The following is a 26034-nucleotide window of genomic DNA, read 5'->3' as shown; positions in this document are numbered from 1 at the left end:
GTATATAAAAGCAGAAAGGGTGTATCAGCTGATACACCCTTTCTGCTTTTATATACGCTGCTTGTCTTCAAAGTAGCCAATCTTGCGCATATAACTGATTTCTATAGTAAAGACACTATACTCCTCTGTCACCTTTCCCTGTAATATATAAAACCCGCCTTTCTGAAAGGGGTATTTACGAAGTATCTCCGGAAAGTGTACAGTATCAATGTAGTCGCCATTAGCATCCATAAAGGTGCCAAAGCTCATCGGAATGCCTTTGCTGGTATGAATACCTTTGGTGCATACCAGGTACCCCAATGTAGTAACTGTTTTACCTACATGTTGCCTGAAATCTGCTGCGGGTATATACTGGCTTTGGTCATGCTGCAGGATGGTGAAAGGAGAACATAGCGGAAAGCCTAACAGCGCAATTTCTTCAAAAGCATTTTCATGCGCTGTGTATGACAACATTGGCAGCTGACAATCCGGTAGTTCTTCATGAAACAGGGTTTGTGCATGTTCGGTCTGCGGAGCTTTCGCCCTCAGTAACAGACTGCTTTTCCACAATAACTCTTTCTTGGTATAGTTATCAAAATTAAACGCGCCTATCCTTATCAGGATGTCCAGTTGCTCTGGTGGTGGTGCAATACGTGTAGTGAAGTCTTCCAGGCTGGCATAAGGGCCGTACTGCCGGCGTTCTTCCAATACCTGTTCTATCCATTTGACTTCCAGCCCTTCTATGTGAATAAAACCAGTATATACAATATTACCAGCAATGCGGGTATAGTAGCTGCTGTTGTTCATGCAGGGAGCTTTGATTTCAGCCCCTGTTTTCTGTAGTTCCCGGAAATACAGTTCTCTGTTATAGAAACCACCGAAGTTGTTGATTACAGCTACCATAAATTCGGCCGGATAGTAAGTTTTCAGGAACAGGCTCTGGTAGCTTTCCACAGCAAAACTGGCAGAGTGTGCTTTTGAAAAGGAGAAGCCCGAGAAACTGGCTATTTGTCTCCAGAGTTCTGTTGTTACGTCATCCGGCCTGCCAAGCCTTTTACAATTGGCGAAGAACTGCTGTTCTATCTTCCGGAAATCTCCCTGACCACGGTATTTACCTGCCATCGCTCTGCGTAATATATCAGCATCTGCGAGGTCCATTTCCGCATATCTGCTCACAATCTTGATCACATCTTCCTGGTATACCATGATGCCGAAAGTTTCACTCAGCACTTCCTTAACAATTCCATGCAGGTATACTACCTTATGCTGATTACGATAGTTATGCACATATTGACGCATCATACCTGATTGAGCCACACCGGGACGGATTACCGAACTGGCAGCTACCAGTGTGAGGTAATCACGGCATTCCAGTTTTTGCAGCAGCTGACGCATGGCAGGGGATTCAATGTAAAAGCAGCCGATAGTATTTACATTTTGTAAGGCATGCCTAACACGTTCATCCCGCATGAAGGCTTTGACATTATGGATATCGATATCAACGCCCCTGTTCTCTTTGATGATACTGATAGCATCGCGTATGTGTCCAAGTCCCCGCTGACTAAGTATATCAAACTTGAATAATCCGATGGCTTCTGCCTGGTGCATATCCAGTTGTGCTGTACTGAATCCTTTGGGAGGAAGATAGGTACTGCAATGCTGGTGAATGGGAGCTTCACTGATCAGTATACCACCGGCATGAATACTCAGGTGATTAGGAAAGGCCTTGTTATCATTACACATTAATTTGCTGTAGCGAAGTATTGTTTGCTGGATACTATCTCCTGACAGATCAGGGGTGAATGGCGTATCCAGTATCTTGTCAATTTCGTGTTTGGGCAGGCCGTATACCTTACCCAGCTCGCGGATGGTCGCATTTTGCTGGAAGGTTGTCACTGTACCCAGAAGAGCAGTATAAGTCTCTCCATATTTCTTGAATACATAGTCAATGATCTCGTCCCGGTCTTTCCAGGAGAAGTCGATATCAAAGTCAGGCGGAGAGCTTCGATAAGGATTCAGGAACCGCTCAAAGTAGAGATTCAGTTCTATCGGGTCTACATCTGTTATTCTCAGGCAATATGCCAGAATAGAGTTAGCGCCGCTACCCCGTCCGACGTAGAAAAAGCCTCGTTCCTGTGCATAGCGTATAATATCCCAGGTGATAAGAAAATAGCCATTAAAATGCTGTCCCTGTACAACATTCAACTCCTTTTCTATACGCTCTTTTGCTTCTGCGTTGTCAGGACCATACCGTTGCAGCATGCCGTCATATGCGAGCTGGCGTAGCAGCGCATGGTCTTCTTCTTCGCTACAGGTAAAGTACTTTTTATTGCGGGGTGTCTTAAAGTTGAAGTTAATGTTGCAGGCGTCCATAATACGCACTGTATTGCTGATAATATCAGGGTATTGTTCAAAGCTGTCAAATAATTCACCGGGTGCCATGAATATTTCATCCTGACTTGCGGTAGTATGGTCCTGCAACTGACTGATAAGCAGGTTCTGATCTACTGCACGCAGAATCCGATGCAGCTGATAGTGATCTGCATCCTGAAACGTAACTGGTTGCAGGATCACCAATTTGTCTTTAAAGGCAGTGATATCTACACGAAACAGCTTATTTATTTCCCGTTTACGGAGACCTACCAGTTCGTGTGGATGAAGATCCTGCAGCGGAACGCTGTTCCAAGTATAAATAGCAAATACCCCTGGAAATGCAGGTGCACGATCGGGGAATGGTAACGCCTTATGTAAGTGATCTGAGAGGAATCTGTTGATGTGCAGCCAGCCATCCATATCGCGGGCGAGCAATACATATTTCAGGCTGTGTTCATTCCGGCACTCTAGTCCGATGATAGGCCGGATACCATTTTCCTGGCATTCTTTCACGAAATTCCAGGTATCCGAAGTGATATTGATGTTAGTAAGGGCAAGTGATGTAATACCAGATTCTTTTGCCATCTGCACCAGATCTTTTGTATCTATCGTGCCATAGCGCAGGCTGAAGAATGTTTTGCAATTAAGGTACATAAGCGTCGGTTTATCTCATTTTATTGTCCTTTTTTGCATGAGAACCAGCATTGGTACCCCGCATCAGGTATTGCCATCCGAAGCGGTTTTTAATATTATCTATCGCCTGGTAAAGGGATATCATCTCTTGTGTATCATCGAAGAGGCTGATCTGGTGATTACCATGTACAAGATGGCTGAATCGCACACCTATCAGGCGGATCAGTAGTCTGCGGTCATACAGCTTGCTGAACAGCTCTTTGACCTTTTCGAGCAGTACATGATCGCTGCTGGAGTAGGGGATAGTCATTTGTTTGGTGACGGTTTCAAAGTCGGAATAACGGATTTTGACGGTGACGCAACCGGTAAGTTTATCCTGCTGTCTCAGTTCAAAAGCAATCTTTTCTGTCATACGCACCAGTTCAGCATGAATAAATTGCATATCTATTGTATCGGTATGGAAGGTGTTTTCTGTGGAGATAGACTTCTGTTCATGGTAGGGTACAACTGGCGACTCATCGATACCATTTGCTTTATTCCACAGGGAAATACCGTTTTTACCCAGCCATGCTTCCAGGAGGGAAACAGGTATTTCACTGAGTGTTCTAACCGTTTCCACGCCTCTGCGGCGCAGCTGGCTGGCTGTTTCTTTGCCTACCATGGGGAGCTTTTCAACAGGCATTGGTGCCAGGAATGACTTCTCTTCTCCGAAGCAGATTTCCATTTGTCCATTAGGTTTGGCTTCGTTGGTCGCAACTTTGGAGATCATTTTATTGGAGGCAAGTCCGAAGGAAACGGGCAGATGTGTTTCTTTCATGATATGCTGACGTAGTTCAATGGTCCATTTCATGGAACCAAAGAATTTGTCCATACCGGTCAGGTCCAGGTAAAATTCGTCGATAGAGGACTTCTCATAGACTGGTGCTTTATCTGCAATGAGTCCGGTCACTTCTCTGGAGATCAGGCTGTACTTTTCCATATCTCCGCGTCTGATGATGGCGTGAGGGCAGAGTTTCAAGGCCATTTTCATGGGCATAGCGGAATGTATACCATAGCGGCGGGCTTCATAGCTGCATGCGGCTACTACACCGCGGTCGCTCATGCCACCTACGAGTAGGGGTTTGCCTTTAAGGCTATTATCGTCCCTGCATTCGACGGATACAAAGAAGCTGTCCATGTCAAAGTGAGCGATGGATCTGTGTTGCAAAGCAATCATACCATATAAGCTATCATAGCTACAAACTTACTAATTATTTTAGTCTATACTAATAAAATTAGTAAGTATAACCAATCAATAACAAATTGGTGGGGATAATGGTTATTAGTTGTATGCTCCACAAGCGGGTATGTTATTTGTCAACAATCTATCAAACAAAACACATTCTCATGAAAAAGCCTGATATTGGCCAGGAGCTGCTGTTATTGTTATTATTGCTACTGCCCATGATTTATCTGGGAATTATCTGGCCTTCCCTGCCGGACGTTATGCCGACTAACTTCAGTGTTAATGGTGTGGCGGATCGTGTTGGCAGCAAAAGTGACTTCCTTTTACTAATGACCTTTTTATTCCTCACCAATCTGTTGTTATACTTTCTATTCAGGTACATTCCGCATGTGGATGAGCCGGATGCAGATCCGAATGAGATGGTAATCTTTCATCGTAAGTATTATCAGATCAGGTTTATGATTCATATTTACCTGGCCATCTTTACTGCAGCCATCATCTTTATGGCAAGTCAGGGGCATCCGTTTGTAATAGAACGGTGGGTATTTACGGGTACGGGCTTACTCATCGGTGCAATCGGTCTTTTTTTGCGGCGGGTGGAGCCAAACTACTTCGTGGGGGTACGTACACCCTGGACATTAAAAAGTGAGGATATCTGGCGGGAAACGCATGCATTTGCAGGTAACCTGTGGGTGTGTACGGGTGCAGCTACTATTATAGCAGGTTTTTTCCTGCCGGTAGTGACAGGAACCTTCCTGCTGATATTTATAGGCGGTATACTGGCAGCATTGCCGTATATCTATTCTTACCGGTTATTTAATACTGATAAAGGATAACGCAGCTCACCAGTGGTCTACTAATATAAAAACGGAAGCCGGCTCCATTGATTTGGAGCCGGCTTCTATTTTTATAGCTTTTAATTGCCTGGGTAGTTTTAGTTAAAACCATCCCCTGCCAGCGCCTGCCGCAGTAAACGGCCACGGGATGCGTGAAGCCAGGAGGATCAGTGCAATTGCAAAGAATATCAGGGATGTCTTATGTCTCTGTGCATCAGATGTAGCTTTTTTCACCTTAGCACGGCCAATGTGAACCAGCGCGATGGCAATAATAGCGATCAGTGCATGTTCTACTGCAAAGTAACGCAGCAGGCCATCTTTCATTACAGCGCCGCCACTAGCCTGGAATGCCTTCATAGCCAGCGGACTAACAAAATACAGTACCAGACCCACCAGTAACTGGATATCCAGAGAAATCATAAAGAAAAGGCCAGCTTTTTTGTCAGTCGCAGTGTAAGCTGTATTGCCGCTTACGCCTTTCAACGCGCGAACGATTGCCCATATACCCGTGAGCACGATTGCCCATCTTAACAGGGAGTGAATAGTTAATAAGGTGTCATTCATAATATTGAGTTGGATTTTACCGGGCAAAAATAAGTCAAGGAGACCGGAATATATTTGGTTATTATAAAAATTATATGCTAATTTTGTTAGTAATGTACTAAATTATTTAGATTATGTCCATAGTATGCCGCAATTTGAAGTTTCTGCGTAAGCAGAAGGGCTGGACGCAGCAGGAATTTGCTGATAAATTAGGTATCAAACGTTCCCTGCTCGGCGCCTACGAAGAAGAACGCGCAGAACCCCGCACTGAAGTACTGGAACTGATCAGTGACATGTTCCGTATATCCATTGATGACTTACTACGTCGTGATGTAGGCTCCCAGAAAGAAAGCTTCCTGGAAAAGCGCAGGCAGCAGAAAATGGCTACCGACCGTCAGATGATTGAGTTTGTGCCTGTAAAGGCTGCGGCAGGTTACCTGGCTGGTTATAATGATGATGAATTTATTGAAGAACTGAACACCTTTACCCTCCCTATGATGGGTGCAGGCAGTTACCGGGCCTTCGAAATAGCGGGAGATTCTATGTTGCCAACCCCTTCCGGTTCTGTGATTGTTTGTCATAAAGTTGATGGTTGGGAAGAAATCCGTAATAACGAGGCTTATATCGTCGTGACCAATCGGGAGGGTATCGTTTACAAACGAATACTCAAGAATAACCGTAGCAAGAACAAGATCACCCTGGTGTCAGATAATCCGCAATATGAGCCTTATGCTGTAGGTATGGAGGAAGTACTGGAACTCTGGCAGTCTGACGCGGTAATTAGTAAGACAGGTCAACAGAGCCGTCTGAGCGTTAACCACCTTGCCGATATGGTCAGCCACCTGCAAGACCAGGTAAGTATGCTGAAGAAACGAATTAAAGATTGAGCAAGTTCACCGCTTGTTCGTCGCTTGGCCGTCGCTTGGCCGTCGCTTGGAGTAATCAAGTCCACGTCTAGTTCGCCGCTAGTTTGAGGCTAGTTCGCTTCGCCATCGCGGTCTATTTGAAGCTAGTTCACCTCTTGTTCGTCGCTTGGCCGTCGCTAGTTCGTCGCTTGGAGTAATCAAGTCCACGTCTAGTTCGCCGCTAGTTTAAGGCTAGTTCGTTTCGCCATCCCGGTTAATTTGAAGCTAGTTCACCGCTAGTTCGTCGCTTGGAGCAATCAAGTCCACGTCTAGTTCGTCGCTAGTTCGTCGCTTGGAGTAATCAAGTCCACGTCTAGTTCGTCGCTAGTTCGAGGCTAGTTCGTCCTGACTTCATCGCTTGTTCGTTCCAAACGGAAACCCCAGCAGCTTGTGAAATGATTCACTCAAAATATTAACAGCGCATGATCATTTGATTACAAATGGTCATGCGCTGTGTTATTTTATATAGACCTATATCAGGCCTTTATGCCAGCTATGAGGTGTATGCTTATGGCAGGATCTGCGAATACCCTGCTGAACGCATGTATATAACTTGGATAGGCGACAGCAATAATAGTGAAGCTGCTACATCATCAAACACTGCATTACATCAGTTATATTATCCCCATATTTCAGCGGCTGCTTTAAAGGTGTTACAATGTGCATTGACGATGTCACGTACGTGCGTTGAGTAACCACCTCCCATTGATACTGCACAAGGAATACCCTCCTTATATAAAGCGCTGAATACCATCTCATCCCGCTGACGGCACCCCCGAGGCGTAACTTTCAGCTTTCCATAACGGTCTGATTCCAGTATATCTACTCCTGCCAGGTAAAACACAATGTCGGGCTTTACTTTGCTAATCAGTTCAGGCAGGCACTCGCTTAGCGTTCCCAGGTAAGCATCATCATTCATACCGTCAGGCAGGGGTACATCCCAGTCTGATACTTCCTTGTGAAAGGGATAGTTATGCGCGCCGTGCATACTGAATGTATATACGGCAGGATTGCCGGCAAATAGTGCAGCAGTGCCATTACCCTGATGTACATCCAGGTCAATGATCAATACCTGTCTGACCAGTTGCTGGTGCAGCAGATAATTGGAGGCCATGGCAAAGTCGTTGAGCAGGCAGAAGCCTTCTCCGCGGTCGGCAAAGGCATGATGCGTGCCACCTGCCACGTTAAGCGCCACCCCATGCTCCATAGCATGTAAGGCGCAGTCGATACTACCCTGACCAATTACGATTTCACGTAATGTCAGCGCTTTCGATTGTGGTAGTCCGATGCGACGCTGTTCTTTGTCAGATAACGTCTGGTGTTGCAGTTGATGCCAGTAGCCTGCTGTATGTGTGAGCAGGATAGTAGCTTCGTCCATGGGAGCCGGTGCATGCAGCTGGCTATCCGTAATCACACCCTCCCGCAACAGCTGCGCAGGTATCAGTTCATATTTGACCATCGGAAAGCGGTGGCCTTCCGGAAGTGGATGTGCATATATGGGATCGTAGGCGACCAGCATTAGTTGACTTTTAAGACGCTATTTTCAGCAATAACAAACACTGCCTCATCAAGTGCAGGCTCGAGGGTTGCGAGGCCGGTAAAGCGCCCGAAAGCGGGCAATATGCTACAATGCTTTCCAAAGTAGAAGCAAGGCAGCCGAAGCCGTTGCCTGCCAGCTCCTGCTACTACTACGCCGGGATGCAGATGGCCTGAAAACGTATAACCTTGCGCATCAGATTCATCGCAGGGTTCATGCATAAAGTGAATATCACGGATGCAGAGTGTATCCGATACTTCAACATTCAATGACTCATATACCGCAGCAGGTAATATATCATGATTTCCCTTAACGAGTTTAAAGCGAATGTTGGCGAATTGCTGACGCCAGAGTTTAAAATAGGCTACGTCATTGTTCTCCCGGCTATGGAACATATCCCCGACAATGATGATCTGTAAAGGATTGTATATAGTAATCAGCACTTGCAGTCGATACAGGTCATTCTGCCCGATATTCGCCGGTACTGCAATTCCTGCTTTTCTGAAATGCGTCCCTTTTCCCAGGTGCAGATCAGAAACGATCAACGCCTGTTCTTCCTGCCAGAATATAGCCTTGTGCGGCGATAAATGCCAGGTCTGGTCCTGGTGTCTGTAAATCACTTCCTCCATATCTTCGGTAAAACTACATCATCCCCGCAAAACTAAAACTGGGGACGCATTTTTTTGATCCTGTCTTCCAGTTTTTCACTGGTCAGGTTTTCTCTCAAACTATCCACTTTTATAGGGAAACAGAAAGGTGTGAGGCTTTCTGGTGTGGTAATAATAATATCGCTGTTGTAAATACGGTCAAGGCTTTCCCGCAGACGTGCTTCCTCCATCTGATAGAAGAAGGCTTCGTTATATGCCTGCCGTAATAACAGGTTTTGCGGATCATAATCTTTAAAAACATTAAACAGCAAAGAGGCAGATGATTGCAGGTGTCTGTTTGCTTTATGTTTCCCGGGGTATCCCTGGAAAATTAATCCGGCAATCACTGCAATGTCCCTGAATTTCCTGCGAGCCATTTCGGTTGAATTAACGCTTGCCTGCAGGTCTGTGGTCAGATTATCCGGCGAAAACAAGTCATGAACATCACCTTCACTGACAGGTATCGGCTGGTCAGAAAGCAGCTCAAATCCGTAGTCATTCATGGCCATAGAAAAAGTGATGGGTTGCCGCTTACTGATCCGGTAGGCCAGCAGTGCAGCCATTACCTCATGTACCAGTCTGCCTTCAAATGGATAGACAAACATATGGTAACCATCACGGGTATTGATCATTTCGATCAGCAGTTCATTATCTTTTGGTATATGCGACAGTTCTTCCTGCAAGTCAAATAGCGGTTGCAAGATCTTGATTTCCGGCATGTCTGATTTACCCGAAAGCGCCTCGTTGTAGGTACGACGTAATACTTTACCCAGATTAGCCGAAAGAGGCAAACGTCCGCCCATCCAGCTAGGTACAATGGCTCGTTTGGCATTAGACTTCCGCACCAGCACTGTCATATCTTTGATCATGGCAAATTCCAGTGTACGGCCTCCCAGGCTGAAGGCATCGCCAGGCTGTAATCTGGCAATGAACCATTCTTCGATCATACCAATATAGCCTCCGCTGATGAACTTCACTTTCAGCATTGCATCGCTGACGATGGTACCGATATGTAAGCGGTGCCTCATAGCTAGCATACGGCTACGGCAAATGAAGAAATCGCCTTCACGTTCCAGCTTTCTGAACTCATCATAGCTGTATAGCGCGTCTCCGCCGGTACTGAGAAAAGAGAGCATCCATGCCCATTCATCTTCGGTAATATCGCGAAAGCAGAATGTACCTGTTACCTCTTCAAATATCTCAGCCGAATGAAACCCGTCAGAAATACCCAGTGTCATCAGGTATTGTATCAGTACATCAAAAGCGAGTACTATGGGAACGCGGCTTTCAATCAGCTGTTCATCCATTGCTGCCTTCAGTGCGGCCGCTTCTACCAGTTCCAGGCTGTGTGTAGGAAGAAACCATATCTTACTGGTAGCCCCCGGCTGGTGACCGCTTCGTCCTGCTCTTTGCAGGAAGCGCGCTACACCTTTCGGACTGCCCACCTGTATCACCGTATCCACAGGTCGGAAATCTACTCCCAGGTCAAGGCTTGACGTGCAGACCACTGCTTTCAGTACGCCCGTGTGCAGCGCTTCTTCTACCCACACACGCAATTCCATATCAATAGAGCCGTGATGCAAAGCGATTGCTCCGGCCAGTTCTGGACATTGCCTCAATATCTCCTGGTACCAGATCTCTGTCTGTGAGCGTACATTGGTAAATATCAATGTTGTCTGGCTACTCATAATGACCGGTAACGCCTTATAAAGCAGCTTGGTACCCAGGTGTCCTGCCCAGGGGAACTTCTCTATTTCATCAGGTAAAATGCTCTGTAACTCGATCTTTTTATCAATCTTGGCGCGCACAATAACAGCTTCCGGATCAGGCTGTCCGAGTAAGACGTCCAACGCTTCCTCCAGATTTCCGATAGTGGCTGATATACCCCAGACTTTTAATGGCGGACGACCCGCTTTTTTCGCCAGTCCACGTAATCTGCTAAGCCCAAGCTCTACCATTACCCCGCGTTTACTGCCCAGCAGTTCATGCCATTCATCTGCCACTACAGTGGTCAGGTTATTAAAGACCTTTGGATATTCTTTTTGTCCCATCAGCAGATGCAGACTCTCAGGTGTGATGATCAGGATCTCCGGCATCTGCTTCTTTTGCTGCTGCCGGGTGGATACGGGCGTATCTCCGCTGCGGATACCTACCTGCCAGGGCATATTAAGTTCCTGCAACACCTGGTCCATTGCACGGGAGATATCTTTGGCCAATGCTCTTAGCGGAGTGATCCAGAGCATGCGTAAGCCATTTTTCGTTTTTTGCTGATAATCTTCCGGGTGTTGATTGATCCAATCAATGACTACTGCCAGAAAGAGGGAGAAGGTTTTACCGTAACCGGTAGGAGCATTAACAAGGCCAGATTTACCTTGCAGGAAGTATTTCCAGGCGTCTTCCTGGAATTTAAAAGGCTTTCTGTCATTGGCAGCCAGCCATTCTGTTATCACCTGCCATCCACGCGCTTTGTTTTTCATTGGGTAATGAAATTAGGGAAAAAGAAGTAAAGTACGCACGTGTTTATTTGAATATGAATTTGGATAATCGATGCGCGTCACCCCCTCATCTCATCCAGCCTTACCACATCTTTCCCGACATGCAGTTGATGCATGATCCCGCATTTTAATGCATAATTATCTTTCTGATGACCTACGGGAAAGCTGAAACAAACCGGGTATTTGAATGCCTGTACTTTTTCCATTACGATATCATAAACAGTACGGCCAAATTCATCACCCGGATCATCGGGTTTGATGCGGTTAAATCCGCCAATGATCAGGCCTGACAGGTGATCCAGTTTATGAGCCCGTTGCAGGCTATTTAGCATGCGGTCAAGGCTATATAGGTATTCCCCGACTTCTTCCAGGAAGAGGATCTTTCCGATGGTATCTGGTTCTGAGTTGGTGCCCAGCACACTTTGTATCATAGAAAGGTTTCCGCCAACAAGTATGCCTTTAGCAATACCGGTACGATTCCGTGCGTCGGAGAAAGTAGTGTAATGGAGTTGTTGACCAATCAATGCGTCTCTGATGGATGAGATGGTTTGTTGCACAATGGGTTCAGCTTTACTGTAGTCATCGGGGAAGCTATTGCACATTTTTGAGTGCAGGGTAGCAATACCATACAGCCGGTTAATGTGACAATGTAATACCGTGATATCGCTAAAACCAATTAGCCATTTAGGACGTTGTATGAAACCGGAGAAGTCCAGCTGATCTACAATGCGTGCGCTTCCATAGCCGCCGCGCCCGCACATGATGGCTTTGATGGCAGGATCGTCCAGCATTGACTGCATGTCCTGTTGCCGCTCTGTGTCAGTGCCCCCGAAACTGAAGTCTGTTTTATTAACGGTTGTCCCTACACGTATGCTGAATCCCCAGCTTTCCATAAGCCTGATGGCAGGCTTAATCTCTTCGAGTGTAATGTGTCCGGCGGGACAGGTAATACCGATCACATCACCTGGTTTAAGGTAGGGAGGAATCAGCATTCTTTCTTCGGAAAGCGGGATGTTGGCAGCTGCCTGTTGTAAGCGTATAAGTGAGGGAAATGTAGTAAGGCCGGCTGTAGTAGCCAGTGCTGACAGGAAGTGTTTGCGATTCATACCAGTAAAATAAGCATTATTCAGATAAGTGATATGGCCTGTTTTTTGTCCGACTTCGTACAAAATCAGTACAATGAAACACCTTTACCTGATTGTCATGTTATGCTGGATTACGACGTTGCCGGCATGGGCACAGAATGCCTGGAGGATTGAACCGGGAGAATCAATTGGTAATACCAAACTGGGAATGACTGTTGATGCTATCGCGCAGGAGCTGGGTAGTGCAGATGGGGGAGATGCTGCAATGGGAAAAGCCTGGAGCTTCTGGTATAGTCGTCATCAGGATAAAAGCCTGGATTCTTCAAGGTTCCTTGCCATATATGCCGTAAGAGAGGAAACAAATGGGACGGAGGCGATGGTAGTGAAACAGGTACGTGTGAATACGCCATCCTTTACAACAGCCAGAGGGTTGAAGGTGGGTAGTGCTTATATTGAGATCAAAAAGTTGCATCCTGCTATTAAGGTGGTAGCCCAATATGAAGACAGGGTAAGAGGAAAGAAGATCACCGTGTACGATGTGCGGAGTGCAGGTATTGCTTTTGAGATGACGACAGAGAAAGGTCGCAGAGAGGTGTGTTCTGCCATCACCGTACACCCCAGGGGAGAAAATGTGAATGCATATATTCTCTTCCCCGGGTATGAAGGCCTCAGAAAATTATAATCTGATTAATATACAACCCTGTGGGTGGCTTTAATAACAGACATCACAAATACACTTTCCATATGACGGATGTTATCCAGCTCGCCTAGTTTGTTTACGTTAAACTCGTGATAGGCGAGCATGTCTTTCACCTGCACTTTCAGCATAAAGTCAAACTGACCTGAAATATTCAGGCATTCCATTACTTCAGGGAATGATGTGATCTCTTTTATAAATTTAGTACCTGCTTTCTTGCCATGTTCCTTCAGGGAAATATAGCAGAGTACAGTCAGTGCTTTATCGATCTTGCTGGGATCAACAATAGCAGCATACTGCCTGATCACCCCTGCCTGCTCCATTTTGCGTATACGCTCATATACAGGCGTTGCACTCAGATTTAGCTTCGCTGCCAGGTCACGGATGGTCATCTTTGCATCTTCTTCCAACAATTGCAGGATCGCTATGTCCTTTTCATCGAGAGCAATGTTGTCGGCTGCATTATCTTTTTTGGTATTGCCCAGGTTGTTCATATCAGTATAGAATAATGTTCCAAATCAAATGCGAAAATAAGTACAATATACTAATTTGATTCAATAATCCTTTTCTTTTTCTCATTGTTTGTGCATTTGCAATAATTGCTGCAAATCTTCGAGCGTATTGATCTCAGCAAGGGGTTTGTCTTTACGCCAGCGTAGAATACGTGGAAAACGCAGCGCTACACCTGATTTATGTCGGTTGGAAGCAGCAATACCTTCAAATCCGATTTCAAATACCAGTTCTGGTTTGACTGTCCTTACCGGACCAAATTTCTCTATCGAGTTACGCTTTACCCAGTTGTCCACTTCATTAATTTCTTTATCTGTCAGTCCGGAATAAGCCTTTGTAAAAGACACCAGCTGCTCTCCGTCTCTGACTGCGAAAGTGTAATCAGTATACAGGTTAGAGCGCCGGCCATGTCCTTTTTGGGCATATATCATAACGGCATCAATGGTCAGCGGATCAATTTTCCATTTCCACCAGTCTCCCCTTTTACGGCCTACCTGATAGGTAGAGTCCAGTTTTTTCAGCATCAGTCCTTCGCTACCTTTTTCCCTTGCCTGTAAACGGAAGGCGGCAAGGTCATCCCAACTATGAAAAGTGATGGCAGGAGAAAGGCGGAGGGTAGGATGATTGATCTGTTCCACTAACTGCTCCAAAAGTACGCGGCGTTCCTGCAATGCAGTTGTTCGCAGGTCTTGTCCATTCCATTCCAATAGGTCATAGCTAAGGAATGCAACTGGCGCTTCCTGTAACTGTTTGCGGGTAACATTCTTTCTCCCGATGCGTGTCTGCAGGGTCTGAAAGGGCAGAGGGAATCCATCTGCGAATGTTAATATCTCTCCATCCAGCACAGTACCCTCGGGTAAAAGGTCGAGTAATGGCTGGTATTCGGGAAACTTCTCGGTGATGAGTTCTTCTCCGCGTGACCAGACAAATAGTTGTCCGTTACGTTTGATGATTTGTCCGCGGATGCCATCCCATTTCCATTCTGCCTGCCATTGTTCCGGTACGCCCAGTACTGAAGGATCTGTTTCGAGGGCATAAGCCAGGTAGAAAGGGAAGGGTTTGGAGGCGTCAGCTTCTGTGATATTTTCATTAAGCAGGGCTTCAATGGTAGTTTGCTGCGGGTCCCAATTACCGCTGATCATGTGAGAGATGGTAGCGGCTGGAATATCATAAGTAGCTGCCAGCGCATTGACCATCATTTTCTGGGATACGCCTATGCGGAATCCGCCTGTAATGAGTTTATTGAATACAAACCGTTCACTGGTATCCAGTTCTTCCCACGCATTGAGTATGAAGGTCTGTTTGGTCGCTTCGTCTGCTTTTTCCAGCTGTATCAGCTGGTTAATCCAGTAATGAAGAGGATGAACAGAGATATTTTTACCCGGCGGCAGTAACAGGGCAATTGTCTCGCCCAGGTCGCCTACGGTATGGTAACATTCTTCATACAACCAGGCAGGCAATCCGGTCATCTGCAGGCACCAGGTACTTAACTGGGTGGCATTGACAGTACGTTTAGGCCGGCGGCCGGTGAACAGTGCCAGCACCCACAATCTATCTGTAGGATCGGCGGTGGCCATATACCGGCTTAACGCATCCAGTTTCTCGTTGGTTTTTGTACTGGCGCTCAGTATTCTGATCAATGCTGCAAATTCTTTCATAACCTGGTATATTTATGACTCGCTGGTAGCGGTTTCCGATAAATTGAGTTCTTCGTCGGTATCTCCGTATTCTGTTTTTACTTCCTGTGCAGGGATACCGTTTTCTGTCAGGTAACGGGCGAATACACTACTGAAGCCATGGGTAGTATACACTTTCTCTGCGCCTGTTGCCTTCACCGCCTGGAGTAGTCCGGCCCAGTCTGCATGGTCTGACAGCACAAATCCTGCGTCTGCATTCCTCCGGCGCATGTTTCCACGTACCTGCATCCATCCGCTGCATACGCCAAGGGCGTAAGGATTAAAGCGGCGCATCCAAGAGGTATCCGCAGCTGACGGCGGACCGATTATCAGGTTGTTCTTATAGGCAGATGCCGGCGTATCCGGCGTGATGCGATGTATTTCCGGCAGGTCCCAGCCTTTCTCCCGCAGTAGCTGGTGGGGAATATATATGGCCCCATGGGCCCAGATCTGGTCTGTTACCCCCTTCAGATTGTATAATAACCTTTGGGCTTTACCCAGACTGTACCCCAGTAATACACTGTTTTTTCCGGCGGCCTGGTTATCCTGTATCCATTGCCTGATACCACTGAAAATCATTGCCTGCGGCTGCCAGTTGTATATGGGTAATCCGAAAGTACATTCGGTGATAAATGTCTGACAGGGCACTGGCTCAAACTGTCCGGAGATACCGTCATTTTCCACCTTATAATCACCGCTGAACACCCATATATCACTGCCTTGCTGTACACGTACCTGTGCAGATCCGATGATATGACCGGCAGGATGCAGGGATATAGTGACGCCCTTGTAACGGATCGTTTCACCAAAAGCTACACCTTGTACGCTGATATCCTGCCCTAATCTGAGCTGTAAAAGTGCTACACTATCGTGGTGACAGAGATAATGTTTGCTGCCATACCGGGCATGATCTGAATGCGCATGGGTGATGATTGCCCGCTCTACAGGCCGCCAGGGATCGATATAGAAGTCGCCGGCAGGACAGTAGATGCCTTTGTCTGTGAATTGGAGTAACATAGGAGTTAAAGAGCAATTTTCATGCAAACTGAAAAACAGGCATTTAGGAAGGAGGAGTGAAGAATCAGGAAAGACGAACCGGTGTATAACGAAGGTAGTGTGGGGTAGGGTAAATAAAAAAAGTGCGCCTCTTCGGGGCGCACTTTCTTCAATATGATTGAACGGTACTTACTGGAAATTCATCCGCACGTCAGCACTGTCATTTTTCTGAATAATGTTGATGTTTTTGTTCTCAAAATAGTCAGGGATGTTATTACCTTCTTTCAGGTATACCGGCTGATAGTTTAAGTTGTTGAACACCTTTTTGGAAGGATCATTGATACTACCGTTGAAATATACACCATTGTCAGTCAACTGTTTTACGAAGTACCAGGTCAGCTCAAATCCTTTGAACGCCATGTCTGACGGACGGGATTTGTAGATGCGTTTGAAGTAATCGGTAATATAGCGGCTGTAGGCATCCGTTTTATCGTTGAAATACGGAGAGGTGTAGTAGATCTGCAGGTCTTTAAATTCAGGCTCTTTAAACTTCATGATATCCCAGGTAGGCATACCATAGATCTGAATCGGATAGTTTGCACTCTGTGTGCTGAGTTTACGCAGGATGGCTTTTGCATTGGTTTCATCCAGGGCGGTAACAACACAGAGGTTAGGACGATCGGTGAGCAGGTATTGAGACAGTTCTCCGTCGGTCATAGCGTCACTCCAGATCACTTCTCTGATGCGTGATTTCTTGTTGTTCTGCATTTTGTCATAGTCGGCTTTGAAATCAGCAGCGATGCGTTTTTCAAAGGAGCCATTACGATGGAACAGCAGGATGTTTTTATTGGCAAATGTCTCCTGCAGGTAGCGGTGTAATACTTCTCCGTGTGTTCTGAGCATGCTATTGGTGATCAGCAGAAACGGATTTTCGGTTACGCCGCCATCGTTAGGATAGGTAGCAGATACCAGGTTAATTTGCTTGTCTTTGGCAATATTGCTCAGTTCCTGGATTTCAGGAGAGCTTACCGCAGCAATAATCAGGTCTGTATTGTCGAATGCCTTGTTTTTAGTCAGGGATTCGATGCTGTGCGCCCTGGATTTGCTGTCGTAAACGAACACATTGAGTTTCACACCCTGTTGTTGCAGGCTATCCAGCGCAAGCTGTGCACCTTCGTAGAAATCAAGTCCTGACAGTACATAGCGTGGCAGTGTACGGCCTGGTATTTCAGTGCCATTGGTGAATACGGAATCAAGATAGAGGGGGGCGAAGAGTGCAATGTTATACACATCTTTCTTTACTTCACGGCCGAATGCAGCTACGTTGAAAGGAGCTGATTTTTCTTCCTTCTTTTTCTCTTCCTTCTTCTTCTCTTCCTCTTTAGGTTTTGTGACAGTTGTTGGCGGGGCAGTAGGGCTGCTGGTGCTTCCTTTAAACAGCGAGCAGGCAGACAGCAGCATGGTCAGTGCACAGGCAGTGACCATCATACTGCATATTTTGGATTTACTCATAGCGATCATTAATTACAAAAATCGTTCCTATAGACTGAATAAGAAACGCTTAACGCTAAGACCAACATGTGTAAGTGTCTCAGCATTAAGCGTTTCTTCAGTTCAGTGTGTAGGATTTATTCCCATTCGATAGTAGCCGGTGGTTTGGAACTGATATCGTATACCACACGGTTAATTCCTTTCACTTTATTGATAATATCGTTAGACATTTTTGCCAGGAACTCATATGGCAGATGTGCCCAGTCAGCGGTCATACCGTCAACGGAAGTTACAGCGCGCAGTGCTACTGTAAATTCATAGGTTCTTTCATCTCCCATTACCCCAACGCTTTGTACCGGTAACAGGATAGTACCTGCCTGCCATACTTTATCGTAGAGTTCTGCTTCACGGAGTCCGTCGATATATACGGCATCTGCTTCCTGCAGCATGGCTACTTTCTCAGGTGTAATTTCACCCAGGATACGGATAGCCAGACCAGGACCCGGGAAAGGATGGCGACCTAAGAATATCTCGCTGATACCGATCTCGCGGCCTACGCGTCTTACTTCATCTTTGAAGAGGAAGCGCAGTGGCTCAACCAGTCCCATATTCATTTTCTCCGGCAAGCCACCCACGTTGTGGTGAGACTTGATAGTAACGGAAGGGCCATTTACAGAAACAGATTCGATCACATCAGGATAGATAGTACCCTGACCCAGGAAGGAGATGTCTTGCAGCTGGGTAGCTTCCTGCTGGAATACTTCGATGAACAGGCGACCGATGATTTTACGTTTTTTCTCTGGATCGCTGACGCCTTTCAGTTCTCCATAGAAGAGATCTTTTGCGTTTACGCCCTTGACGTTCAGACCCATATGTTTATAGGAATCCAATACGGTCTCAAATTCGTTCTTACGGAGCAGGCCATTGTCAACAAATACGCAATAAAGATTGCTACCTATTGCTTTATGTATCAGTTCGGCTGCTACGGTAGAGTCAACACCGCCGCTCAATGCCATCACCACTTTCTTGTCTCCTACCTGTGCTTTGATCTTTTCGATCGTTTCCTGTACAAATGCTGCCGGTGTCCAGTCCTGTGTACATCCGCAGATGTGTACCAGGAAGTTGCGGAGCAACTGTTTACCTTCCAAGGAGTGAGTAACTTCCGGGTGGAACTGCAAGCCCATGATAGGGTGTTTGGCAACCGTTTCGGATTTGAATGCTGCAACCGGAATGTGGTCGGTATGAGCAATAATTTCAAAACCCTCTGGCATCTTAACGATGGTATCAGAATGGCTCATCCATACCTGGCTACGGGAAGAGATATCATACAGGAGCTTATCTTCCTTGCTTTTATGTTCCATGAAAGCACGGCCATACTCGCGGATGGAGCTCTTTGCTACCTCGCCGCCAAACACTTTGGCTGTTAGCTGTGCACCATAGCATACTCCCAGGACAGGAACTTTCGCCGCCATAGCAGCTATGTCAACAGTCGGAGCACCGGCATCGTTCACGGAAAACGGACTACCGGAAAGAATAATGCCTTTTACCGTATCATCCCACTGGATCGGAGCGAGACAAGGCTTGATTTCACAATAAATGTTCAACTCCCTGATACTGCGGGCTATCAGCTGCGTATATTGGGAACCAAAGTCGAGTATTAATATCTTTTCTGTCATGGTGGTGCAAAGATAACGGCCAAATACGAAATCCCAAGTTTGAAAATGCAATAGCTGTAACTGTTTGTTCTTATATTCGTGTAACACATGTGTATTAATCGCCATTTTAAAACTCAACAAAATATCAACCACATGAAAAGAATCGTCTATGGTTCGGCTGTAGCCCTGTTGCTGGTAACCCTATACAGTTGCGGCGGACGCCGTGTTAAAGGCAGCGGCAACGTATCTACGGAAACGCGTTCTCTCGGAAATTATCATAAAGTTGTGCTCAAAGGCAGTATGGACATTGAATTTACCCAGGGGCCTGCCCAGGAGGCCGTGATTGAAGCCGATGACAATCTCTTAAAGTATATTCAGCTGCAAGTGCATGATGATGAACTGGTTGTAGATCTGAAAGATCATGTTTCTGTAAGATCCAGCGACGGAATCAAAATTAAACTGACGGCTCCGGATGTTTACCAGTTATCTCTTGCTGGTAGCGGTAATATAAAAGTGACAAATGCGCTTGAAAATGACGAGCCTGTAAGATTTAAGCTGGCTGGTTCCGGTAATCTTGAAGGCGCAGTTAACAGTCCGAAGGTAATTGCCTCTTCTGCCGGGGCCGGTGATATCAAATTAGCCGGTGAAACTAAAGACCTGGAGGTTAGTATGGCAGGTAGCGGTAACTTCGATGGCGGAGAGCTGCATACAGAAAATACAAAAGTGACTATTGCCGGTAGCGGTAATGCAGACGTACATGCCAGTGTGAAGCTGAATGCGAAAATTGTGGGATCGGGCGATGTGAGTTACAAGGGTAGTCCGGAAGTATCTTCCAGTATTGCCGGTTCAGGGTCTGTACACAAAAACTAGTAAACAGTCAGGAATCGGGTATCAGCAATCGGGTATTGACCATGATCATTTCCGGTATACAATTACTCCCGGAGGCTGAAACTTGATTCCTGATGTATGAAAAAAGCTGTTTTTATGGAGAAACCAACAATAAGTCCAAAGGATCTGGCCCGACAGCTGCGGCAGCCGCAGGGAGAGGATGGTCTGCGGATAGGTCAGGCAATGAATAAGTCTAATGCCGCAATATATGACATGGTACTTGACTTTCTGGGGTTAAAGCCACGAGACAGGGTACTGGAAATAGGGTTCGGAAATGGTCACTTTATTCCGGCGCTGTTTCAGAAGCAAGCAGGCATTCAGTATACAGGGCTAGATATATCGGACATTATGGTAGAAGAGGCGCGTAAGGAAAACAGTGCGCGGGTAGCTGACGGCAGTGTACAGCTGCATCTTGGTAAAACAGAGGAGATGACCTTTGCAGCAGGCGCTTTCACAAAAGTATTTGCTGCCAATGTGCTATACTTCTGGGACAAACCGGATGTTGCTTTAAGTGCTATCCACCAGGTGCTGGAGAAAGGAGGGGAACTGATACTGGCTATCAGGTCGGCAGAATCAATGCGGCAGTTACCGTTCAGTGAACATGGCTTTACATTATATGATGTGGAGGCTGCGGAAGCATTATTGGAGAAAAATAGTTTTGCAGTCGCTGAAGTCATAACAGCAGTAGAAGACGTAAAAACCCCACAGGGCGGAGGTTCTACCGTGCAGTTAGAAAATATTTGTTTACGCGGAATCAAAATTTAAGCTCTCTTTAACACTTAAGTGCAAATACAAACATCATCTTTGTACCTGTTTAACAACTTATTAAGTCCTTTGGCCACGGTATTGCTGTAAACAATTTGCAGAGGATATGGCAGTACCTGGCTAAGGCACAAGAGATGCCTGACTGGAGTATATTCAAGATTTTTCATATTTACAGCGCCTGCCGCAGAGTGTTCACACATTCCGGCAGGCGTTTTATTTTTGTACGCCGGTAACCGGATGTTCTGGTGTCTGGAAAGCTGAATATCTGCACGCTACGAAGCCAAGCAGGTAGGAACGATCACTATTCATATAACAAAAAAATATCTTTTACCTACAGTTGTTTTTCGTAAGTTTACGGCTTCAATTGTTGAACCTCCTATTCCTTTTATGACTGAACGACCTAAGATCCTGGTTGTATATTATTCGCAAACAGGACAATTAAAGAGAATCGTCGATACGGTATTAGGCCCTTTACAGGACAAGGCAACTATCGTATACGAAGAACTGAAACCAGTGCAGCCATTTGTGTTCCCATGGAAAAAGCAGGTTTTTTACGATACAATGCCCGAAACGGTGTTAGGTCGTCCCAGAGCAATTGCTCCGCTGAAAGTGAATCCTGATGAGCACTTTGATCTTGTTATCCTTGCTTATCAACCCTGGTTCCTATCCCCATCCCAGCCAACGGCTGCTTTCTTACAAAGTGAATCAGCAGCGCGGCTGCTGAAAGGAAAGCCTGTCATCACCCTGATGGGTTGCCGTAATATGTGGCTGAATGCGCAGGAACGGGTTAAGGAATACCTGCAACGGGCAGGCGCTCACCTGGTAGGCAACATCGTATTGGTTGATAAATCGCCTAACTTGGTGGCACTGATCACCGTATTGAGGTGGCAGTTTAAAGGAAAGAAAGAAGCTACTGTCCTGTTACCGCCTGCCGGCGTACAGGAGAAAGATATTCAGGAATCTGTGCGTTTTGCCGCGCCGATTGCCAAAGTACTGCAGGACAGACAATGGGATGCCCTGCAACCACAGCTGATAGAACTAGGCGCTGTCGATCTGTTGCCTAACCTTATACTACTGGAAGACAGAGGCATCAGGGCATTCCGCTACTGGTCAAAATTCATTAGTGCAAAAGGTGGCCCGGGTGCCCCTGAACGTCAGGGCCGGGTAAGTATGTACAGAGGGTTGCTGCTGATCGGAATTTTTGTCCTGTCACCGCTTGCCAAGATAACATCTGTACTGAAACTCGCGTTAAATAAACGTAAGCTGCTGGAAGAAGTTAAGTACTATAAAGGAATACACCTTCGCTAAGCTGTAAAAGGTGGGTCATGGAATATTTCTCATACCATTCATTATAGGGGACAACCACTCAAACGACCGTTTTACGGTTATATCCGTAGAGTATTCTATATTTACGGGCGTTTGTGTGTGCTAAAAGGCATTGACAAGGGGCAAACCGGACAATACACCAGCAACAAGAAAACATAAAGGACTAATAATCAATAGCCAGTCTTTAATAGAGGATAGGCATCAACTTATAACAAACAGGAATCTATTTCAAATGAAGGAAGTTTATATTACAAGGCTATCTAAGTTTTTGCCGAATGAGCCTGTAGGAAATGACGAGATGGAAAGCATTCTGGGATTGGTAGACGGAAAGCCTTCCCGTGCAAGATTGAGAATTTTGGGAAATAATAAGATCAAAACCCGTTATTATTCTCTGGATAAGGATGGAAAATCTACTCACTCGAATGCTGAAATGACAGCCACAGCTGTAAACAATCTCTTTGACGATAAATTCCCCCTCAGTCAGCTGCAACTGCTGGCTTGTGGAACCACTTCTCCTGATCAGATGCTGCCTAACCATGCTGCCATGGTACATGGCCTGCTGAAATGCCAGCCGGTAGAACTGATCGCGGCAACAGGTGCATGCGCCGCAGGTATGCAGGCATTCAAATATGCCTGGATGTCTATCAAGTGCGGTAACACCCGTAACGCTGTCAGCTCAGGTTCTGAAAAGTTCTCCAGCTGGATGCTGGCTGAAAAGTTTGAGCCTGAAACTGAAAACCTGAAGCAACTGGAAGATAATCCAATCATTGCCTTTGAAAAAGACTTCCTTCGCTGGATGCTCTCCGATGGTGCCAGTGCCGCCCTTTTCCAGGATAAGCCTAATGAAGAAGGACTGTCCCTGCGTGTAGACTGGGTGGAAATAGCATCCTATGCACACGAACTGGAAACCTGTATGTATGCAGGCTCCATCAAAAATGAAGACGGCAGCACCAAAGGCTGGATCGATATGACACCGGATGAATGGGCGCAGCACAGCGTGTTCTCCTTCAAACAAGATACCCGCCTGCTGGGTAAAAACATTGTTCCTTCCGGTGCGAAAATGTGGAAAGAACTGGTAGAACGTTACAATATAGACCTGGATAAGCTGGATTATTTCCTGCCTCACCTGTCTTCAGAATTTTTCCGCTTTAAGATAGATGAAGAGATCACCCGCCTGGGTGTACCTATCCCTCAGGAGAAATGGTTTACCAACCTGACCAAGGTAGGTAACGTAGGTACTGCATCTCCCTACCTTATGCTGGAAGAACTGCTGAATAATGATATGCTCAAAAAAGGGCAGACTATCGTGATGATGGTACCGGAAAGTGCCAGGTTCTCCTATGCATATGCACATATCACTGTTGTATAATAAATACTGAAATTAGGAATCAGGAATTAGGAATCAGGAATTGATCGGGCAAGTCCCTACTTCAACTAAATAACTTTTCGTTTTATCCGTCAGTGTTCGGGTGATGAACACTAAAAGTTATGGCAGACCAACTCAATTCTTCATTTCTAATACCTGGTTCCTATTTTTTTTAATAGTTATATATGAAGAAAGACGACGTACCCCAGGATGGTAATAACATGCACGACGGACAGTTCCGTCAGCTGTTCTATGCTACTGACAACACAGGTCAGTACGTGCAGGTCAACAGCGTAGGCTGGGAACCTGAAAATGTAGCGATGCAACAGGCATGGGAGGAAATCAATGCACGTGTGGAAAAAGCCCGTGCACAGGTAGTCGCCGGTGAAATAAGCCCTGTAGCATATTACATGGAAAAGAACATCATGGACCTGCCCCTGCTGGCAAGTTATGTAGGGAAATTCCAATGGCAGGTGAAACGCCATATGAAAACATCCGTATTTAACAGGCTGAGTGATAAAATGTTGCGACGCTATGCGGCAGCATTTAAGATTACGGTACAGGAATTGAAAAATATTAAATAAGCAGTTTCCGGTTATCGCCGGACTATCAATAAATTATTATCCAAAATGGACGAGGTTCTGGAAGTTATGAGTGATACACAGTTTCACCATGTGCAGACGGCTCACTGCGAAAGTGGGGTTATCTCCAATATATTCCGTCATTACGGATTGCAGATCAGTGAACCAATGGCTTTTGGTATAGGTGCCGGTATATTCTTTGGTCACCTGCCCTTCGTAAAGGTGAACGGAGTACCAGGTACCACCTATCGTGTGGTGCCAGGCGCTATCTTCAAAAGAGTAGCCAAACGCCTGGGGGTGAAAATAGCGTCACAGTCATTTTCCAGTCCGGAGAAAGGTATGCAGGCATTGGACCGGGTACTGGAACAAGGCAGGCCAGTAGGGTTGCTGTCCAGTGTATATTACCTGCCTTACTTCCCGCCGGCATACCGGTTCCATTTTAATGCCCACAACCTCGTAGCGTATGGAAAGGATGGGGATAACTATCTGATCAGCGATCCCATTATGGAGCAGGTAACAGAGATAGATCCGAAAAGCCTGGCAGAAGCCCGTTTCGCTAAAGGCTTTCCCGCTCCTAAAGGCAAGATGTACTATCCGGTAGAAATGCCCAAAACAATCTCCCTCGAGCAACCTATCCGCGACGGTATCAAACAGGCATGCAGCGATATGCTCAATATTCCGCTGCCCATGTTTGGTGTGAAAGGAATCCGTTTCCTGGCCAAACGCTTAAAGCACTATCCAGAGAAAGTTGGAGACAGAAAAGCAGTCCTATACCTAGGTAATATTATCCGCATGCAGGAAGAAATCGGTACCGGTGGAGCCGGCTTCCGCTTCATGTATGCCGCCTTCCTCCAGGAAGCTGCAGGTATCCTCAAAAGAGATGAACTGTCTGCACTTTCCGCTGAACTGACCAGTATCGGAGATACCTGGCGCAACTTTGCCTTCAATGCCGGCAGAGTATGTAAAAGCAGAACGGCAAACAACATATCTTACGCAGAACTCAGCGAAATGCTGATGCAATGCGCTGCCGAGGAAGAAGTACTATTCCGGAAATTGTCGAAAGTGAAATTATAATGACCAGCATGCTGGTGCAGGATTTGCACAAAACATACAAAGGAGCGCTCGAACCCTCTCTTAAAGGTCTCTCATTCAGCTTCCCGGAACGCAGTATCGTAGGATTACTCGGCCCTAACGGCGCAGGTAAAACCACTACTATCTCCATCCTGTGCGGATTGGTGAAAGCTGATGCCGGACAAGTACAACTATTTGATCTGACACAGAATGCCGCCAACCGCGAAGCTATCAAACAGCTGATTGGTGTCGTGCCACAACAGATCGCCTTATTTCCTCACCTTACAGCCATAGAAAACCTCGAATACTTCGGTAATCTCTACGGACTGAAAGGCAAGCCCCTGCGCAACCTGATTGACCAGTACCTGCAGGAATTTGGACTGGAAAAAGCCGGTAATAAACAAATACGCCATTTCTCAGGCGGAATGAAACGCCGCACCAATATCATCGCATCTATCTTACACCACCCGAAACTACTTATACTGGACGAGCCTACCGCTGGTGTAGACGTACAGTCCAGGACCATGATCCTGCAGTTCCTGCGCAATTATAATCAGCAGGGCGTCAGTATTGTATATACTTCTCACCTCCTGGATGAAGCACAAACCATCTGCAGTGAAGTGGTAATCATAGACGAAGGAAGAGCCGTCGTGCAAGGCGGTACAGAAGAACTGATTCAAAGGCATGCCGAATGCCGTAACCTGGAAGACGTGTTTCTGCATTACACAGGACACGCATTAAGAGATTAACATTA

Annotated in this window: 22 protein-coding genes; 10 read left to right on the top strand and 12 right to left on the bottom strand. The window is 46.2% G+C overall.

Translation table 11 applies throughout. The annotated features are described in order from the left end of the window. Nucleotides 1-48 precede the first annotated feature (48 nt). Both K1Y79_RS13655 and dinB read right to left on the bottom strand, forming a co-directional pair. A complete protein-coding gene (locus tag K1Y79_RS13655; protein ID WP_220250632.1) occupies nucleotides 49-3006 on the bottom strand; it encodes a DNA polymerase III subunit alpha in 2958 nt (985 codons plus the stop codon). A 10-nt stretch (nucleotides 3007-3016) separates the two neighbouring features. Continuing rightward, entirely contained in the window at nucleotides 3017-4201 is a 1185-nt protein-coding gene (dinB, locus tag K1Y79_RS13650; RefSeq protein ID WP_220250631.1) for a DNA polymerase IV, read from the bottom strand. Between the two features lie 170 nt (nucleotides 4202-4371). Here dinB and K1Y79_RS13645 point away from each other — a divergent pair, with 170 nt between their 5' ends. Further along, nucleotides 4372-5046 (top strand): SdpI family protein, encoded by a 675-nt coding sequence (locus tag K1Y79_RS13645; protein ID WP_220250630.1) that lies wholly within the window; start codon nucleotides 4372-4374, stop codon nucleotides 5044-5046. A 102-nt stretch (nucleotides 5047-5148) separates the two neighbouring features. Here K1Y79_RS13645 and K1Y79_RS13640 read toward each other — a convergent pair whose 3' ends face one another. Further along, on the bottom strand, nucleotides 5149-5610 hold the full coding sequence (locus K1Y79_RS13640) for a hypothetical protein (RefSeq protein WP_220250629.1): 462 nt from the start codon (nucleotides 5608-5610) through the stop codon (nucleotides 5149-5151). Between the two features lie 113 nt (nucleotides 5611-5723). Here K1Y79_RS13640 and K1Y79_RS13635 point away from each other — a divergent pair, with 113 nt between their 5' ends. Further along, nucleotides 5724-6476 carry an XRE family transcriptional regulator gene (locus K1Y79_RS13635; protein WP_220250628.1) on the top strand — a complete coding sequence of 251 codons (753 nt, stop codon included), beginning with the start codon at nucleotides 5724-5726 and terminating at the stop codon, nucleotides 6474-6476. A 637-nt stretch (nucleotides 6477-7113) separates the two neighbouring features. On the opposite strand, the gene K1Y79_RS13630 is transcribed toward K1Y79_RS13635, so the two are convergent. The 4 genes from K1Y79_RS13630 to K1Y79_RS13615 form a co-directional block, all read right to left on the bottom strand. Beyond that, complete coding sequence (locus K1Y79_RS13630; RefSeq protein ID WP_220250627.1) at nucleotides 7114-8013, bottom strand: histone deacetylase family protein; 900 nt, start codon at nucleotides 8011-8013, stop codon at nucleotides 7114-7116. After that, on the bottom strand, nucleotides 8013-8660 hold the full coding sequence (gene pdeM, locus K1Y79_RS13625; RefSeq protein WP_220250625.1) for a ligase-associated DNA damage response endonuclease PdeM: 648 nt from the start codon (nucleotides 8658-8660) through the stop codon (nucleotides 8013-8015). The genes K1Y79_RS13630 and pdeM overlap by 1 nt, the downstream gene beginning before the upstream one ends. Nucleotides 8661-8692: 32 nt before the next feature. After that, complete coding sequence (locus tag K1Y79_RS13620) at nucleotides 8693-11155, bottom strand: ligase-associated DNA damage response DEXH box helicase (RefSeq protein WP_220250624.1); 2463 nt, start codon at nucleotides 11153-11155, stop codon at nucleotides 8693-8695. Nucleotides 11156-11232: 77 nt separating this feature from the next. Continuing rightward, nucleotides 11233-12279 (bottom strand): S66 peptidase family protein, encoded by a 1047-nt coding sequence (locus K1Y79_RS13615; protein WP_220250623.1) that lies wholly within the window; start codon nucleotides 12277-12279, stop codon nucleotides 11233-11235. 73 nt (nucleotides 12280-12352) lie between these two features. On the opposite strand from K1Y79_RS13615, the gene K1Y79_RS13610 reads away from it, so the two are divergent. Beyond that, nucleotides 12353-12940: a hypothetical protein gene (locus K1Y79_RS13610; RefSeq protein WP_220250622.1), complete on the top strand. Its 588-nt coding sequence runs from the start codon at nucleotides 12353-12355 to the stop codon at nucleotides 12938-12940. Nucleotides 12941-12945: 5 nt separating this feature from the next. Here the strand turns inward: K1Y79_RS13610 and K1Y79_RS13605 are convergent, their stop codons facing one another. From K1Y79_RS13605 to guaA, 5 genes are all read right to left on the bottom strand, one after another. Next, a complete protein-coding gene (locus K1Y79_RS13605; RefSeq protein ID WP_220250621.1) occupies nucleotides 12946-13449 on the bottom strand; it encodes an Lrp/AsnC family transcriptional regulator in 504 nt (167 codons plus the stop codon). An 81-nt stretch (nucleotides 13450-13530) separates the two neighbouring features. Further along, nucleotides 13531-15123 carry an ATP-dependent DNA ligase gene (locus K1Y79_RS13600; RefSeq protein WP_220250620.1) on the bottom strand — a complete coding sequence of 531 codons (1593 nt, stop codon included), beginning with the start codon at nucleotides 15121-15123 and terminating at the stop codon, nucleotides 13531-13533. A gap of 12 nt (nucleotides 15124-15135) precedes the next feature. Then, the gene (locus K1Y79_RS13595) at nucleotides 15136-16158 is read right to left on the bottom strand and encodes a ligase-associated DNA damage response exonuclease (RefSeq protein WP_220250619.1); all 1023 of its coding nucleotides are present in this window, start codon (nucleotides 16156-16158) and stop codon (nucleotides 15136-15138) included. A gap of 168 nt (nucleotides 16159-16326) precedes the next feature. Then, nucleotides 16327-17649, bottom strand: a complete 1323-nt coding sequence (locus tag K1Y79_RS13590) for an ABC transporter substrate-binding protein (RefSeq protein WP_220250617.1) — start codon at nucleotides 17647-17649, stop codon at nucleotides 16327-16329. 116 nt (nucleotides 17650-17765) lie between these two features. Further along, nucleotides 17766-19304, bottom strand: coding sequence for a glutamine-hydrolyzing GMP synthase (gene guaA / locus K1Y79_RS13585; protein ID WP_220250615.1), 1539 nt, complete (start codon nucleotides 19302-19304; stop codon nucleotides 17766-17768). 132 nt (nucleotides 19305-19436) lie between these two features. Between guaA and K1Y79_RS13580 the strand changes: the two genes are divergently transcribed. The 7 genes from K1Y79_RS13580 to K1Y79_RS13550 all read left to right on the top strand — a co-directional run bounded on the left by K1Y79_RS13580 (nucleotide 19437) and on the right by K1Y79_RS13550 (nucleotide 26029). Next, nucleotides 19437-20153: a head GIN domain-containing protein gene (locus K1Y79_RS13580; protein ID WP_220250614.1), complete on the top strand. Its 717-nt coding sequence runs from the start codon at nucleotides 19437-19439 to the stop codon at nucleotides 20151-20153. Nucleotides 20154-20267: 114 nt separating this feature from the next. After that, entirely contained in the window at nucleotides 20268-20936 is a 669-nt protein-coding gene (locus tag K1Y79_RS13575) for a class I SAM-dependent methyltransferase (RefSeq protein WP_220250613.1), read from the top strand. Between the two features lie 387 nt (nucleotides 20937-21323). After that, complete coding sequence (locus tag K1Y79_RS13570; protein ID WP_220250612.1) at nucleotides 21324-22244, top strand: hypothetical protein; 921 nt, start codon at nucleotides 21324-21326, stop codon at nucleotides 22242-22244. 250 nt (nucleotides 22245-22494) lie between these two features. Next, on the top strand, nucleotides 22495-23631 hold the full coding sequence (locus K1Y79_RS13565; protein ID WP_220250611.1) for a beta-ketoacyl-ACP synthase III: 1137 nt from the start codon (nucleotides 22495-22497) through the stop codon (nucleotides 23629-23631). 182 nt (nucleotides 23632-23813) lie between these two features. After that, the gene (locus K1Y79_RS13560) at nucleotides 23814-24212 is read left to right on the top strand and encodes a hypothetical protein (protein ID WP_220250610.1); all 399 of its coding nucleotides are present in this window, start codon (nucleotides 23814-23816) and stop codon (nucleotides 24210-24212) included. Nucleotides 24213-24257: 45 nt separating this feature from the next. Beyond that, the gene (locus K1Y79_RS13555; protein WP_220250609.1) at nucleotides 24258-25283 is read left to right on the top strand and encodes a BtrH N-terminal domain-containing protein; all 1026 of its coding nucleotides are present in this window, start codon (nucleotides 24258-24260) and stop codon (nucleotides 25281-25283) included. Then, a complete protein-coding gene (locus K1Y79_RS13550) occupies nucleotides 25283-26029 on the top strand; it encodes an ABC transporter ATP-binding protein (RefSeq protein WP_236059593.1) in 747 nt (248 codons plus the stop codon). The genes K1Y79_RS13555 and K1Y79_RS13550 overlap by 1 nt, the downstream gene beginning before the upstream one ends. Nucleotides 26030-26034 lie beyond the last annotated feature (5 nt).

The organism is Chitinophaga rhizophila, assembly GCF_019492185.1.
GTDB classification, from domain to species: domain Bacteria; phylum Bacteroidota; class Bacteroidia; order Chitinophagales; family Chitinophagaceae; genus Chitinophaga; species Chitinophaga rhizophila.
The sequence above is the reverse complement of the archived record's forward strand: the minus strand, read 5'-3'. Positions and strand labels throughout refer to the sequence as shown.

What these genes read in the sequence shown, in the direction of transcription:
- pdeM (WP_220250625.1), bottom strand. Translation starts at nt 8,660, where the DNA reads ATGGAGGAAGTGATTTACAGACACCAGGACCAGACCTGGCATTTATCG.
- K1Y79_RS13560 (WP_220250610.1), top strand. Translation starts at nt 23,814, where the DNA reads ATGAAGAAAGACGACGTACCCCAGGATGGTAATAACATGCACGACGGA.
- K1Y79_RS13630 (WP_220250627.1), bottom strand. Translation starts at nt 8,013, where the DNA reads ATGCTGGTCGCCTACGATCCCATATATGCACATCCACTTCCGGAAGGC.
- K1Y79_RS13590 (WP_220250617.1), bottom strand. Translation starts at nt 17,649, where the DNA reads ATGAGTAAATCCAAAATATGCAGTATGATGGTCACTGCCTGTGCACTG.
- K1Y79_RS13570 (WP_220250612.1), top strand. Translation starts at nt 21,324, where the DNA reads ATGACTGAACGACCTAAGATCCTGGTTGTATATTATTCGCAAACAGGA.
- K1Y79_RS13575 (WP_220250613.1), top strand. Translation starts at nt 20,268, where the DNA reads ATGGAGAAACCAACAATAAGTCCAAAGGATCTGGCCCGACAGCTGCGG.
- K1Y79_RS13605 (WP_220250621.1), bottom strand. Translation starts at nt 13,449, where the DNA reads ATGAACAACCTGGGCAATACCAAAAAAGATAATGCAGCCGACAACATT.
- K1Y79_RS13615 (WP_220250623.1), bottom strand. Translation starts at nt 12,279, where the DNA reads ATGAATCGCAAACACTTCCTGTCAGCACTGGCTACTACAGCCGGCCTT.
- K1Y79_RS13580 (WP_220250614.1), top strand. Translation starts at nt 19,437, where the DNA reads ATGAAAAGAATCGTCTATGGTTCGGCTGTAGCCCTGTTGCTGGTAACC.
- K1Y79_RS13620 (WP_220250624.1), bottom strand. Translation starts at nt 11,155, where the DNA reads ATGAAAAACAAAGCGCGTGGATGGCAGGTGATAACAGAATGGCTGGCT.
- K1Y79_RS13550 (WP_236059593.1), top strand. Translation starts at nt 25,283, where the DNA reads ATGACCAGCATGCTGGTGCAGGATTTGCACAAAACATACAAAGGAGCG.
- guaA (WP_220250615.1), bottom strand. Translation starts at nt 19,304, where the DNA reads ATGACAGAAAAGATATTAATACTCGACTTTGGTTCCCAATATACGCAG.
- K1Y79_RS13635 (WP_220250628.1), top strand. Translation starts at nt 5,724, where the DNA reads ATGTCCATAGTATGCCGCAATTTGAAGTTTCTGCGTAAGCAGAAGGGC.
- K1Y79_RS13655 (WP_220250632.1), bottom strand. Translation starts at nt 3,006, where the DNA reads ATGTACCTTAATTGCAAAACATTCTTCAGCCTGCGCTATGGCACGATA.
- K1Y79_RS13595 (WP_220250619.1), bottom strand. Translation starts at nt 16,158, where the DNA reads ATGTTACTCCAATTCACAGACAAAGGCATCTACTGTCCTGCCGGCGAC.
- dinB (WP_220250631.1), bottom strand. Translation starts at nt 4,201, where the DNA reads ATGATTGCTTTGCAACACAGATCCATCGCTCACTTTGACATGGACAGC.
- K1Y79_RS13610 (WP_220250622.1), top strand. Translation starts at nt 12,353, where the DNA reads ATGAAACACCTTTACCTGATTGTCATGTTATGCTGGATTACGACGTTG.
- K1Y79_RS13555 (WP_220250609.1), top strand. Translation starts at nt 24,258, where the DNA reads ATGGACGAGGTTCTGGAAGTTATGAGTGATACACAGTTTCACCATGTG.
- K1Y79_RS13645 (WP_220250630.1), top strand. Translation starts at nt 4,372, where the DNA reads ATGAAAAAGCCTGATATTGGCCAGGAGCTGCTGTTATTGTTATTATTG.
- K1Y79_RS13600 (WP_220250620.1), bottom strand. Translation starts at nt 15,123, where the DNA reads ATGAAAGAATTTGCAGCATTGATCAGAATACTGAGCGCCAGTACAAAA.
- K1Y79_RS13565 (WP_220250611.1), top strand. Translation starts at nt 22,495, where the DNA reads ATGAAGGAAGTTTATATTACAAGGCTATCTAAGTTTTTGCCGAATGAG.
- K1Y79_RS13640 (WP_220250629.1), bottom strand. Translation starts at nt 5,610, where the DNA reads ATGAATGACACCTTATTAACTATTCACTCCCTGTTAAGATGGGCAATC.